This window comes from Lacinutrix sp., from assembly GCF_037625555.1.
Taxonomy (GTDB): Bacteria; Bacteroidota; Bacteroidia; order Flavobacteriales; family Flavobacteriaceae; genus Lacinutrix.
Genome location: NZ_JASJHV010000074.1, coordinates 15,238 through 29,087 on the forward strand (window position 1 = coordinate 15,238; position 13,850 = coordinate 29,087).

A 13,850-nucleotide genomic window follows, 5' to 3' on the forward strand; every position below is an offset into this window, starting at 1 on the left:
TTATTTTTGCTTCAAAATCCATTGAAAACGAAATGCCCATTTCCATTGAATTTGATGATTTGCATTTATTTTTTCTGAAATATCTTTCAATTCGTTTCTTTTAAACCCTCTTAAAACAGAAGTTAATCCATCTTCAACTATTGTTTTATTTTTTATCGTTGTGCATAATAATTTGAATAAATAATACGCCAATTTGTGCCTATGTAAATCGTTGACTACTATTCCTAATTTAGCTTTTTCTAAAACTGGTTTTAAAAACGAAACCAACTGGTATTCTTTAAAGTGATGTAGAAATAATGTGGTTAATACCAAATCATATTCTAGTGCTTCAAATTCATCTGAAAAAATATCAATTGCTTTAAATTTTATATTATCGTATTCTTCCGATAATTTAATTGCATAATTGACAGTATGCGGATTAGCATCAATACCAATCAACTGAAATTTGTACTCGTTTTTCTTACCAAAAACAGAGACTTCTCTTAAGATATCTCCTCCTCCACAACCTAAATCGATAATGGTAATTGTCTTATCTTTTGGATGATTTTTTAGTCCTTTTTTAAGTCCGTTTATGGTCACAATGTTTCCGCCTAACCACTGATTTATTTTAGCTAATTTGTCTAGAGTATCATGAAGTATTGGACCATTATAATCCAAATCGTCCATAATTTCTTCTTCTTCACTTCTATATTTTGTGTTGATTAATACACTCATTCTATTGTCATTGTTTTACCGTGTGTACGTTTAATTATATATGGTAAAATACTTGGTACAGATTTTACAATCCTGATTAAAATTTCAGCTAGTCTGTTTTTGCTAAACAAATTAGCAACAAAGTGTCCTGTAGCTATACGCGATTTAAACTCTGCGTTCCATTCTCTAAGATACTGCTTTTCTAATGTTAGCCTGTCTTTTATGTCGTCATTAAAAAATTGAATGATAAGTAATGATGCCATTTGTGCACTTCGTATTGCCATACTCATTCCGTTACCACATAAAGGATGAATCATTCCTGCTGTGTCGCCACACATTAACATGTGTTTTTCTATTGGGTTTTTGGTTTCAAAAGAAATTTGACTAATGGTTAAAGGTGTTTCAAATACAGATTTTGAGTTTTGAAATACTTTTTTTAAAGCATTGTTTTTAAAAACTAATTTCTGCTGAAACTCATTAATATCTTTATACTTTTTAAAGGCTTCAAAATCGGTAATGTAGCATATATTAATACTATCATCTTCAACTTTTGAAACTCCGCAATAACCACCTTCAAAATTATGAAGTGCAACTAAATCGTCAGGAAATTCTCCTTTTATATGCGTTTTTATTGCTAAAAAAGGCGATTTGTTTTTTATGAATTTACGTTTCAACTTGACATCTAAATTTGCGCGTTTACCATAAGCGCCAATTGTAATTTTTGAATTATAAGTAGCTTGTTTTGTTTTAATTGAAAATAAATCGTTTGAAAACTCAACCTCTTCAACTGTATCTTGAATGATAGTTACTTTATTGTCAATAGCTTTTTTAGCTAGTTCATTATCTAAACAATAGCGGCTAATTCCAAAACCACCTAATGGTAATTGTGCTTTAACTAGTTTGTTTTTTGGTGTAGATAATTCAAACTGATTTATTTTTTTAGCACCTAATTCAAAGACGTCAATACCTAAAAAATTGAGATAAGGTAAAACTTCATTTGAAATATATTCGCCACAAACTTTATGCTTTGGGTATTCGTTTTTTTCGATAACCAAAACACTATAATTATTTTTTGATAGATGGATTGCACTGCATAAGCCTGCTAATCCACCACCAATAACTATGACGTCAAAAGTAGTGGGGGTATTGTTCAATTTATTTTTCTAATTCAATTTTACTAAAGATAAGCTATAATTGATTTAGATTGAAATTAGATAATGGCTGTTATTGTAAAATTTTGATTTCTAAAAGTAAATGTATCATTTTTAGATTTCCCTAAAAGTAATTGTGCAATTGGTGTATTTGCTGAAATTGCGTAGTATTTTTTATCTGAAATAGTAAATTCGCCTGCACTTATGCAAATAAAATAATTAGCATTTGTTGTGAAAACTAGAGATCCTAAAACAACATTTGCAGTCACTTTATCTGCATCAATTTTGGATAGTATTTGATTTAGTTTCTGGATTTCAGCCAATTGATTTCCAGCTTTTTCGCGCTCTAATTGTACCATTGCACGACCAGTTTCATGCTTATCGCCTGCACTACTTTTAGTTTCGGACGTTAATGATTCTTGTAATTCTGTAATAGTTTTATTAATAATATCCAATCTGTTTTTTTTAAACTGGACACACTTATTATACAATATTTGTTTTGTGTTATTTGACCTTATCATCTTCAACTTTATAATTTAAAACACCAAAAAAATTCATTTGGTTAGTAATCCATTTTTTTCTTCCAGCAATATAATTTGTTACTGGGTTTGCTTTATATTTTCTTGGGCTAGGTAATATTGCAGCAATTGCAGATGCTTCAAGTTTAGAGAGTTTTGATGCTGGTTTTTTAAACCAATATTTTGCTGCTGCTTCTGCACCATAGATACCATCACCCATTTCTATGCTGTTTAAATACACTTCCATAATCCGTTCTTTAGACCAAGTTAATTCGATTAAAAAAGTAAAATAAGTTTCAAATCCTTTACGCAACCAACTGCGTTGTGGCCATAAAAACAGATTTTTTGCTGTTTGCTGGCTAATACTACTTGCGCCTTTTATACGCTTGCCTTTTTTATTGTCTTGATATGCTTTTTCTATAGCTTTTATATCAAATCCGTTATGCTTTAAAAAGTTTTGGTCTTCACTACAAATGACTGCTAATTGTAAATTTTTTGAAATATTTTCTAAAGGTTGCCAATCGTGTTGTAATATTTTAGGACTGTCTTTTTCAAAATATCTAATCACCATTAAAGGTGTAATAGGGACAGGAACCCATTTAAAAAGCATAACTAATCCAAAAGAAATTATGATAAACCATAGGATGCTTTTAGCTATAAATTTGATTAATTTTTTAATCATATTAGTCAATAAGGTTTGCTAATTCTTCTCCAATTAAACTACCAATTGCAACTCCCATTCCGCCTAAACGTACTCCGCAAAACACGTTATTGCTTAACTGTTTTACTATTGGTTTTTTTTGTTGTCCTACTCCCATAATCCCACTCCAACGATGATCAACTTCAAAATATGTATTTGGTAAAATAGTGGTTTTTAATAGTTCTTCTAATTTGTTTTGAATTAAATCGGTTTGACTTAAGTCTGTAGTTTCTTCTCCTTTAAAATCAAGATTACGACCACCACCAAACAAGATTCTATTATCTATATTTCTAAAATAATAATAGCCTTCGTCTAAATGAAATGTGCCTTTAATATGAAGGTCTTTTATTGGTTTTGTAATTAATACTTGGGCTCTTGCTGGTTTAACCTCTGGAATGTTTAATGCTGGAGCAAAGCCATTTGTGGCTATTAATAATTTTGAGGTGGAAAACTCAAACTGATTAGTTTTAACTTTTACCGAATTTATATCTTCTGAAAAGTCATTGACAGACACATTATTTAATATTTTAATATCGTTTAAGTGTACTTTTTGCAATAAAGCCTCCATCATCTTGCCTGTGTTTATTTGTCCTTCAAATTGATTGAAACTATATTGGTTTTTAATGTTTTTAAAACCGAATGTATTGTCTTTTAGATTAAAGACCTCAGCTTTAAAAATAGGTTTCAATAAGCTGTTAATGTAGTTTTTTTGTGCTAAACAGGTTTCAAATAAATTATCATTTTCATTAAACAACTCGTAACCTCCTAATTGTTGGTAGCCTATAGTTTTATCTCCTAAATTTTCTTTTAGTTTTTGTAGCCCATTTACTCGATTTTTAACCAAATCTAAAACCTCTTGTTCTGAATGTATTTTTAAGTCGTCAATGATTTCAGATAAACTACCAAAACACGCAAAACCTGCATTTTTTGTACTTGCACCTTGAGGTAAAGTTCCTTTTTCTAAAACTAGAATATTAGCTTTTGGAAAACGGTTTTTTAATTGCAATGCGCAATTTAGACCTACAATACCACTACCCACAATAGTATAATCTACGTTGGTTAGCCATGATTTTATTTCCCAGTAAGACAAATTCATAAGCCTAATGTAGTTTAATTATTTGAACTATTAAAGCATAAAAAAACTCCGAAATTGCTTTCGGAGTTTTTATTATAAATAATAGTAAGAAAATTATTCTACAATAATCTTTTTAGTTATTGTTCTTCCACCATCATTTACATTAAGTAAATAAATTCCAGATTGAACATTTCCTAAGTTAATTGTTTGATTAAAGTCACCTGAAGCATTATAAGAATTGCTTAGAATTGAACGTCCTCTAATGTCTACTACTTGTAGGTTTACGTTTTCTGATGCTCCATTAAATTTAACTGTAAACTCACCATTATTTGGATTTGGAAATACAGAAAATGAGTTTGATAAATCAAATTCATCAACACTTAAAGGAGTAGCGACCAATGTGCAAATTTCTAAATCTACAGTATTAAAAACCATATTAGAAGGACCAATATTCGCAGCCATAAATCTCCATTGACCATTCATTTCTTCTCCATCAAAACCACTTAATGGCTCTGGTATTGCAATATTAGCTGGTGTTGCAGTTCCCACTAATGGGTTAGTACCACATGTTATTGCTGCTGCTGCTTCATCATCAAAAATCACTTGCATATTAGCACTACCATCTGATCCTGTACAAGGTCCAGCTGCATATAAATAAGAACGTGTTCCAGAAGGAGCTAATACAGCCATGTGTAATTGAGAAAGGTTTGTTGTTGATATGTCGTATTTTATATTTACATCTGTAATACTTCCTGAAGCAATAACATCTTCATCAAAAAACTGAAATTCAGTTGCATTTGGTGATATAGTTTGGTTAATAGCAAAAGGGTACGTTGTACAAACCTCTGTAAGTGCATAACCAACAGCAATTCTAGCTGTGTTAATATTAAAAAAGATATTTCCACTTCCTTTTACCATTACTCTACAGTTTTCAGCAAGAATATTTGGTACGGTTATGTTATAAGATCCGTTATTAGGTACAGCTGTTGCTAAAGTAGTTGTATATGTTAAACCTCCATCTGTAGATAATAAAATATCTACGTTAGTTGAATTTACTGCGCCTGCATTTGTTCCTGCAACAACCCAAGTAATAGTTTCAGAGTTACCTGACTCCCATGCTATTAATGCGTCTTGTGAAGTAACAGAAAAAGGCACTCCATTTGCTCCATCTACAGTAACTGTCATTTCATCAACAGCAGTTTGTCCACCTGAGGCACCATTATCTCTAACGGTTAATCTAAAGTCTTGTGTTCTAGCTACAGAAGCAAGTTTCTCCCATGTCGTAGAACCTTGCGCTTGTAATAAATCTGGCATTCTAGGAATAAATCGAGTTGGACTTGATGTCCCTTCAAAAGCACGCACCATTGGCCCAGAAGTATTTGTTTCTAAAGGTAAACCTGCAGGTCCTAAATCGTATTGTTCCCATGTATAAGTATGTGTTCCTGTTCCATCAGCATCAGTAGAAGTTCCAGTTAACATATAAGGTGTAGAATTTGGAATAATATAATCTGCTCCAGCATTAGAGGTTGGTGCATTATTTCCTGAATTAGTAGTTGTAGCACATTGGCTATTTCCTGTTGTAACGTTATCCCAAATCATTTGTAAACTCTTCTGGTGAAAATATGGGTCACTATTTCCTTGTACATTTTGTGGTGCACAAATTCCTGCATATGCCATAATAGTAGATCCGCTTCCAGGCTCATAAGCATTAGAAGCTGTTCTATTGCCTCCAGCACAATTTCCTGCATCACCATTAAAAGTGTGTGGCGCTCCAAATTGGTGTCCTAATTCATGGGCAACAAAATCAATATCGTATGCATCACCAACTGGTGCTGGTAAACCAGTAATACCTCTTGCCTTACTACCTGTACATGGTGAGTTTAATTGTGCTAAACCTCCACCACCTGTACTAAAAGTGTGACCTATGTCGTAATTTCCAGAACCAATGGTTCCATCAATAACTGTTTGACTTTGATCAATTAGTGTTCCAGCATTATCATTATCAAAACTATCGGAGTTGATAAAAACAACAAGATTATTATTTGCAACAAGTGTCATAGTAATAGACAAGTCTCTTTCGTAAACTTGATTATTTCTGTTTATTGTAATAACAATTGCCGCCATAACGGCTGTTCTTTTAACAGACTCTGTGTCTGCTGCAGTAAGACCTGCTGCCATCCAATGAAATGAAGAATACTCAATAGTAGTAGCAACTGCTAATCTAAAGTTTCTTAATAAACCATCGTCTGCATTTCTTAGCATACTAATATCTAAGCCTTTGTTTTCTTCAGTAGCTTCTCCATCAACTACACCACATTCCCAACTTTGGTCTAATATTGGTAAGTCTTTTTTAGCATAAACTATATACTCATTCCCATTTTTAGTGTAAGGATCTATAAATTGAGTTCCATTGTCATTCGACATAGACATGGTGTGCAAACCTTGCGATGTTATACTAAAACGAATAACGGTTCCTGGAGTATAAATACTTTCTCCAATATATGTGCGAATATCTGGATACTTGTTTTGAAGTGCCGCTTCCATTATTGGTGCTTCCTTAATTCTGTAAGATTCAAGAGTCCCTTCAGCTGTAGGGAAATCTAAAATAACATTTGAAGTTCCAGAAAAAGTGTTTCTGTTTGGCGCTGTTTGTAGTTCTGTTTTTAAAGCATTAATATCTAATTGATAAAAATCTGCTTTGTTTGGTTCTGTTTTTCTAAAAGTTAATTCTTTTTTAAAAGCAGCTGCTCTTTGCGTCGTTTTATTCCATAACGCCTTTTTATTTTGCGACAATGCGGGCAATGTAATCAGTATAGAAAGTATTAAAGTAAATACCCAGTTAAAGTAACTTTTTTTCATATTTTAATTTTTTTAATAAATGAGCTTAAATATATACTGATAATAGCTAATGACCAAGAATTTGAAGTTAAATTTTTAATATTGTACATTTGAGCATGAAAGTATTATATATAATAATAGTGTTTTTTGTTTCTTTTGCTTGCAATACAAATAAGAATATGAATACTGAAAATAAATTAGTAAACAAGGTCAGTTTATGTCCTGAAGATGGCGTTTGTTCTTTTAATGTCTTAAAAAACAAAACTTATTCTATAAAAACAGATGAATTTGGAAATAGCTATTCTCAACTTTTAGATGGTAAAAACACCGTTTTAAAATTTGAATACAAAAGAAATGAACAAGAAGGTGTTGAAGATTCTAGTTACAGAGAAATTATTTATATTGAAATTGACCTTAAAGATGTAGAATTGAGTTTAACAGATGCTGATTTAAAAAAGGGAAATGTTGGTTTCGAAAGGCTATGTTTTTGTAGAGGACAAAAAGGAGCTTATAATATTTTAAAGGGAAACCTACTACTTACAATGATTAATGAAAATGAATATAATTTAATCCTAAACTTTAAAACAGATAAAGTTCCTCAAGTCATTACTGCTATAAACGAATACTTTAAGTTATAAAAAAAAGCGACTATAATAGTCGCTTTTTTTTATTCTGTTTGCTTTTCAATAACAAAATCTTCCATAAATTTTGTTGTATAGTTTCCAGCTAAATAGTCTGGATGTTCCATTAATTGTCTATGAAACGGTATTGTTGTTTTAATACCTTCTATTACAAACTCATCTAAAGCACGTTTCATTTTATTAATTGCTTCTTCTCTTGTTTGCGCTGTTGTAATTAACTTAGCAATCATAGAATCGTAATTTGGAGGAATTGAATAACCTGCATAAACATGAGTGTCTAGACGAACACCGTGACCACCTGGAGCATGAAGCGTCGTTATTTTTCCTGGCGAAGGCCTAAAGTCATTAAATGGGTCTTCAGCATTAATTCTACATTCTATCGAGTGTAATTGCGGTAAGTAGTTTTTTCCAGAAATTGGTACTCCTGCAGCAACTAAAATTTGTTCACGTATTAAATCGAAATCAATTACTTGTTCTGTAATTGGGTGCTCTACTTGAATTCGCGTATTCATCTCCATAAAATAGAAATTTCTATGCTTATCTACTAAAAACTCTACAGTTCCTGCACCTTCGTATTTAATATATTCTGCGGCTTTTACAGCTGCATCTCCCATTTTTTTACGCAACTGAGGCGTCATAAAAGGAGAAGGTACTTCTTCTGTTAATTTTTGATGACGTCTTTGTATTGAGCAATCTCTCTCTGATAAATGACATGCTTTTCCATTAGAGTCTCCAACAATTTGAATTTCTATATGTCTTGGCTCTTCGATAAGCTTTTCCATATACATGTCGTCATTTCCAAAGGCTGCTTTAGATTCTTGTCTAGCAGATTCCCATGCTTCTTGTAGGCTTTCTGGTTTCCAAACAGCGCGCATACCTTTTCCACCTCCTCCAGCAGATGCTTTAAGCATAACTGGATAACCTGTTTCTTTAGCAACTTTAACGCACTCTTCAAAACTCTCTATTACACCTTCGCTTCCTGGCACAACAGGAACTCCTGCAGCAATCATAGTTGATTTTGCATTGGCTTTGTCACCCATACGATCAATCATTTCTGGAGAGGCTCCAATAAATTTAATCTCATGCTCAGTACAGATTTTAGAAAACTTTGCGTTTTCAGACAAAAATCCATAACCAGGATGTATAGCGTCTGCATTTGTAATTTCTGCAGCTGCTATAATATTAGACATTTTTAAATACGACTCTCTACTTGGTGCTGGACCAATGCAAACCGCTTCGTCAGCAAATTTAACATGTAGACTTTCGGCATCTGCAGTTGAATAAACTGCTACAGTTTTTATGCCCATTTCTTTACAGGTTCTAATAACACGTAGTGCTATTTCTCCTCTATTGGCAATTAGTATTTTTTTAAACATAAATTCTTCAAATTTTCAATAAATAAAAAACAAACCCCAAAGAGTATACTTTGGAATTTGGAATTAAAAATTGTGATTTATATTAAGATGGATCTACTAAAAATAATGGCTGATCGAACTCTACAGGAGAAGAATCGTCCACTAAAATTTTAACAACTTTACCTGAAACTTCAGATTCAATTTCGTTAAATAATTTCATTGCTTCAATTATACATAGTACATCGCCTTCTGCAATTGTTTGTCCAACCTCAACAAATAATGGTTTATCTGGAGAAGGCTTTCTATAAAATGTTCCAATAATTGGAGATTTTACAGTTATATATTTAGAATCTTCACTTTCTGCAACTGGTGTTTCAGTAGTGGCTGCAACTGGTGTAGCGGCTGGAGCTGCAGACATTTGCACTTGTGGCATTTGTGCCATTGGCATTTGTTGTACAAAAGTTGTTTCGTCTGACCCTGTTTTTATTGTAATCTTAACGTCATCTGTTTCTAATTTAACCTCGCTTGCACCTGATTTTGCCACAAACTTGATTAAGTTTTGAATGTCTTTTAAATCCATAATTTAGAGTTATTAAGTTTTTTGTTAATTAGTTTTAAGAGTTATAAGCCCATTTTAAATATATAGAGCCCCAAGTAAAGCCGCCTCCAAAGGCAGCGAAAATAATATTATCACCTTTTTTTAATTGCGATTCATAATCGTTTAATAATAATGGTAAAGTTGCAGAAGTGGTGTTACCATACTTCTCGATATTCATCATTACTTTATCGCTATCTAATTCAATACGTTTAGCTGTTGCGTCTACAATACGTTTATTTGCTTGATGGGCTGCTAACCAAGCAATGTCATCTTTTTGAAGATTGTTTCTTTCTAATATTTTTACAGCAACATCTGCCATATTAAAGACTGCGTTTTTAAAAACTGTCTTACCATCTTGAAAAACAAAATTTTCTTTTTTTGCTATAGTTTCAGATGTTACTGGATAAGAAGAACCGCTTGATTTTACCTGAAGAAACTCTCTTCCTGCTCCATTACTTCTTAGATATTCATCTTGTAAACCTAAACCTTCTTGATTTGGCTGAAATAAAACCGCTCCTGCTCCATCTCCAAAGATGATACAAGTTGCTCTATCTTCATAATTAATCATTGAAGAATTTTTGTCTGCTCCAATTAATAATACATTTTTATAACGACCTGATTCTATATACTTTGCAGCTGTAGACATCCCAAAAAGGAAGCTTGAACATGCTGCTTCTAAATCAAAAGAAAAAGCATTAATAGCACCTATTTCTGTAGCTGTGAATGCAGCTGTTGAAGCGGCTTGCATGTCTGGCGTTGCAGTTGCAACGATAACTAATTCTATGTCTTCAGGATTGATTTTTGATTTTTCGAGAAGATTTTGTGCGGCTTTTATAGCCATATAGGAAGTTCCTTTGCCTTTTCCTTTTAAGATGCGGCGTTCTTTGATTCCTGTTCTAGAGGTAATCCATTCATCATTTGTATCAACTAATGATTCTAAGATCTTATTTGTTAACACGTATTCAGGTACATAAGCACCTACAGCTGTAATTGCTGCTGAGAGTTTACTCATACTTTTCAAGTTAATTTGACCAATAATTGCTCAAAATCGTCTAAAAAATGCAATATTTTGTTGAAATTAAGCAATTTTGGTTAATTACATGCAAATTAAGTTGTTTTTAACTTAAAGAAAAATATATCATAAAAAAAACGCTCACAAGTGAGCGTTTTTCTATATGCATGCATAGTAAATTATGCTATATTCTCTTCTGCTATATTCTCTTCTGCTATAGCGTTGTCAATTAAAACTTGACCTCTGTAATATAATTTACCTTCGAACCAATGTGCTCTATGGTATAAGTGTGGCTCACCTGTTGTAGGGCAAGTTGCAACTTGTGGCGCAGTTGCTTTATAATGTGTTCTTCTTTTATCTCTTCTTGTTTTTGAGATTTTTCTTTTAGGATGTGCCATTTTATTGTTTTATTTATCCGTTAATAGTTTCTTTAATGTATTCCAACGAGGATCAATATCCTCTTTGTCTTCTTTTATATTCTTTTCTTTAGGACTTAATTCTTCTAATTTCTCAAGTATTTCTGAATCTAATGTTCCATCTTCTACGCCAGGATGCACTCTTTTTGTTGGCATGGCTAATACTATTAGTTCATAAACATATTGTTGTATGTTTATCTCGTATTCTCCATGAGGTATGATTAAAATATCTATATTTTCATCATTATATTCCTCTCCAAACTTTACAACTAAATCAAATTCACTATCTAATGATTGTTCATAAGACTCATTTGTAACGTCGCAATTAACGTTTACGGTTCCTGAAACTTGAAAATGTAATTCTAAAAGTGTTGCTTTTTTTTGTAAAACAGCGTTTACTTTTAAATTACTATTGTTAAAGGCTTCATACTTAAAATATTCAAAGAACGTGTTGTCAATTTCGTATTCAAAAAGATGTTCTCCTTCTTTTAAACCTACAAATGGAATTGTAAACTCTTTCAATGGCTTCATTGTCAGATCTATTTTGAGCATGCAAATATACAAATTTTTATTTATTGAGCAGACTTATCAATAATTTTTTGTTTACTTCTTTTTTGAATCGTATTTTCTTTCATCAAAACGCTTCCTTTTACCAATAGCCAAGGGGTTTCTATTTAATTCCTCGAATTCCATTCTGTTATTAAAAATACTTACTGCTGTAAAAAGAGCTTCTTTAAACGAGCTTGTGTCTGCTTCTCCTTTTCCTGCTATTTCGTATGCTGTACCATGGTCTGGTGATGTTCTTACCCTATTTAATCCTGCTGTAAAATTTACACCTTGACCAAAAGAGAGTGTTTTAAAAGGGATTAAACCTTGATCGTGATAAGAGGCTATAATGGCGTCGAAACTTTTATAATTATCACTTCCAAAAAAACTATCTGCCGCATAAGGGCCAAAAACTAATTTGCCACTTTCTTTAATTTTTTTTAGTGTTGGTCTCATGATTGTGTCATCTTCATTTCCAATAACACCGTTATCTCCTGTATGCGGATTTATGCCTAATACTGCAATTCTAGGTTTACTAATTCTAAAATCCTTTTTTAAAGAATTGTAAACAGTATCTATTTTTTTAGTAATTAAGTCTGAAGAAATATGACTTGAAATATCTTTTACTGGTACATGATCTGTTAATAACCCAACCTTTAGTGTATCTGTAACCATAAACATTAAACTATCTCCTTCTAACTGTTGTGCTAGATAATCTGTATGTCCAGGAAATTTAAACGTATCTGACTGAATATTACTTTTGTTAATTGGCGCTGTTACTAAAACATCTATAGTTTCTTCTTTTAATGCTTTTGTGGCAATTTCTAGAGATTTTACAGCAAATTCTCCAATTTTAATGTCCTCTTGACCAAAATTAATATTTGCGTTTTCTTTCCAACAATTAAGGATATTCACTTTTCCATGAACAATTTCGTTTGTGTTAGTAATGCCATTTAAATTAATACTTAGTTTAAAATGATTTTTAACAAATGTCATAGTTGTTGTAGATGCAAAAATTACTGGAGTATAAAAATCCAACATTCTATTATCTTCAAAAATCTTTAATACAATTTCTGAACCTATACCGTTTAAATCTCCAATCGAGATACCTACAATTATTTTTTCTTCTCTCTTCATTAATAATGCTAACTATTGTTCGTATTTTTATAGTTGCAAATTTAACCAAATAATACAGTTAAAAGTATGTTTACGGGAATTATTGAAACCTTAGGCCTTGTTACAAATCTCAAACATGAGCTAGATAACTTACATATCACAATAGAAAGCACGATAACTAGTGAACTAAAAATAGATCAAAGTGTTGCTCATAATGGCGTGTGTTTAACAGTGGTTAGTATAGATGCTAGTTGTTATACTGTTACAGCCATTAAGGAAACTATAGACAAAACAAATATTGGAAATTTAAAAGTTTTAGATGTTGTAAATCTTGAGAGGGCTATGAAACTTGGAGATAGACTTGATGGACATATTGTGCAAGGTCACGTAGATCAAGTTGCCAAATGTATAGCATTTAAAGAAACACAAGGTAGTTGGTTATTTACTTTTAAATACGATGCCTCTTTAAGTAATATTACCATTGAAAAAGGTTCTATAACGGTTAATGGAGTTAGCTTAACGGTTGTAGACTCTAAACTAGATTCTTTTAGTGTTGCAATTATTCCATATACCTACGAGCATACTGGCTTTAAAAACTTTGTAATTGATTCTGTAGTAAATTTAGAATTTGATGTTATAGGGAAATACGTATCTAAATTAAACAATTTAAGAGGCTAAATTGTTTTTTTTTTGAAATTTATACAACTTATATATTCCAAATAAAACACCTGCAATTAACAACACTAACAACCCACTGTCTATAGATGCATCTCCTGATCCTGGAGGACTTTCTGGTGGTGTTGGAGTTTGAGCAGAACACACGAAGCTTATTAATACAAATAAGATTGAGGCTATTGTTTTTTTACTTTGTATCATATATCAGTGGGTAAATGTATAAAAAACTGTCTTAACAAAACATTTAAACAAGTTTTTCAATGAAAAAAACCCATGAAAGGTGTTTTTTTTCGACAAAATACACAAATTAGAACTAAATAAGTGTTAATAATTGATTAAGATTAATCGTTTGTGTTAATTTAATGAAGTGTTTTTAAATTTGTAAGAGCATCGGAAAAGGTTCTGTCGCATCTGCTAAAATTAAGCATCAAGTTTTAAACTAATTTAATTTTTTAAGAAGCTAATGATATAAATGATTTGTAGGTTGAACTTTCAGGGTTCACCAGTTGATTTTTC

The 13,850-nt window shown here is 31.8% G+C and carries 15 protein-coding genes; 2 read left to right on the top strand and 13 right to left on the bottom strand.

What is annotated here, in order from left to right; all coding sequences use genetic code 11:
• From QNK89_RS06330 to QNK89_RS06355, 6 genes are all read right to left on the bottom strand, one after another.
• Entirely contained in the window at positions 1–714 is a 714-nt protein-coding gene (locus tag QNK89_RS06330) for a methyltransferase domain-containing protein (RefSeq protein WP_340170174.1), read from the bottom strand.
• On the bottom strand, positions 711–1,847 hold the full coding sequence (locus QNK89_RS06335; RefSeq protein ID WP_340170175.1) for an NAD(P)/FAD-dependent oxidoreductase: 1,137 nt from the start codon (positions 1,845–1,847) through the stop codon (positions 711–713). Before QNK89_RS06335 ends, QNK89_RS06330 begins: the two co-directional genes overlap by 4 nt.
• Before the next feature lie 56 nt (positions 1,848–1,903).
• Positions 1,904–2,365, bottom strand: a complete 462-nt coding sequence (locus QNK89_RS06340) for a 3-oxoacyl-ACP synthase (protein ID WP_340170176.1) — start codon at positions 2,363–2,365, stop codon at positions 1,904–1,906.
• Positions 2,349–3,044 carry a monofunctional biosynthetic peptidoglycan transglycosylase gene (gene mtgA, locus QNK89_RS06345; RefSeq protein WP_340170177.1) on the bottom strand — a complete coding sequence of 232 codons (696 nt, stop codon included), beginning with the start codon at positions 3,042–3,044 and terminating at the stop codon, positions 2,349–2,351. The genes QNK89_RS06340 and mtgA overlap by 17 nt, the downstream gene beginning before the upstream one ends.
• Position 3,045: 1 nt before the next feature.
• Positions 3,046–4,158 (bottom strand): FAD-dependent oxidoreductase, encoded by a 1,113-nt coding sequence (locus QNK89_RS06350; protein WP_340170178.1) that lies wholly within the window; start codon positions 4,156–4,158, stop codon positions 3,046–3,048.
• Between the two features lie 93 nt (positions 4,159–4,251).
• Positions 4,252–6,996 (bottom strand): reprolysin-like metallopeptidase, encoded by a 2,745-nt coding sequence (locus tag QNK89_RS06355; protein WP_340170179.1) that lies wholly within the window; start codon positions 6,994–6,996, stop codon positions 4,252–4,254.
• A gap of 158 nt (positions 6,997–7,154) precedes the next feature.
• On the opposite strand from QNK89_RS06355, the gene QNK89_RS06360 reads away from it, so the two are divergent.
• Positions 7,155–7,613: a hypothetical protein gene (locus QNK89_RS06360; RefSeq protein ID WP_340170180.1), complete on the top strand. Its 459-nt coding sequence runs from the start codon at positions 7,155–7,157 to the stop codon at positions 7,611–7,613.
• Between the two features lie 29 nt (positions 7,614–7,642).
• On the opposite strand, the gene accC is transcribed toward QNK89_RS06360, so the two are convergent.
• The 6 genes from accC to pdxA form a co-directional block, all read right to left on the bottom strand.
• The gene (gene accC, locus QNK89_RS06365; RefSeq protein WP_340170181.1) at positions 7,643–8,992 is read right to left on the bottom strand and encodes an acetyl-CoA carboxylase biotin carboxylase subunit; all 1,350 of its coding nucleotides are present in this window, start codon (positions 8,990–8,992) and stop codon (positions 7,643–7,645) included.
• Between the two features lie 82 nt (positions 8,993–9,074).
• Positions 9,075–9,551: an acetyl-CoA carboxylase biotin carboxyl carrier protein gene (gene accB, locus QNK89_RS06370; RefSeq protein WP_340170182.1), complete on the bottom strand. Its 477-nt coding sequence runs from the start codon at positions 9,549–9,551 to the stop codon at positions 9,075–9,077.
• A 34-nt stretch (positions 9,552–9,585) separates the two neighbouring features.
• Entirely contained in the window at positions 9,586–10,581 is a 996-nt protein-coding gene (locus QNK89_RS06375; RefSeq protein WP_340170183.1) for a beta-ketoacyl-ACP synthase III, read from the bottom strand.
• Positions 10,582–10,760: 179 nt separating this feature from the next.
• Positions 10,761–10,979 carry a 50S ribosomal protein L32 gene (gene rpmF, locus QNK89_RS06380; RefSeq protein ID WP_340170184.1) on the bottom strand — a complete coding sequence of 73 codons (219 nt, stop codon included), beginning with the start codon at positions 10,977–10,979 and terminating at the stop codon, positions 10,761–10,763.
• Positions 10,980–10,988: 9 nt separating this feature from the next.
• Positions 10,989–11,528: a DUF177 domain-containing protein gene (locus QNK89_RS06385; RefSeq protein WP_340170185.1), complete on the bottom strand. Its 540-nt coding sequence runs from the start codon at positions 11,526–11,528 to the stop codon at positions 10,989–10,991.
• A 72-nt stretch (positions 11,529–11,600) separates the two neighbouring features.
• Complete coding sequence (pdxA, locus tag QNK89_RS06390; protein ID WP_340170186.1) at positions 11,601–12,680, bottom strand: 4-hydroxythreonine-4-phosphate dehydrogenase PdxA; 1,080 nt, start codon at positions 12,678–12,680, stop codon at positions 11,601–11,603.
• A 66-nt stretch (positions 12,681–12,746) separates the two neighbouring features.
• Between pdxA and QNK89_RS06395 the strand changes: the two genes are divergently transcribed.
• Positions 12,747–13,337, top strand: coding sequence for a riboflavin synthase (locus QNK89_RS06395; protein WP_340170187.1), 591 nt, complete (start codon positions 12,747–12,749; stop codon positions 13,335–13,337).
• On the opposite strand, the gene QNK89_RS06400 is transcribed toward QNK89_RS06395, so the two are convergent.
• On the bottom strand, positions 13,326–13,535 hold the full coding sequence (locus QNK89_RS06400) for a hypothetical protein (protein ID WP_340170188.1): 210 nt from the start codon (positions 13,533–13,535) through the stop codon (positions 13,326–13,328). The two genes, QNK89_RS06395 and QNK89_RS06400, sit on opposite strands and share 12 nt — an antisense overlap.
• Between the last annotated feature and the right edge of the window lie 315 nt (positions 13,536–13,850).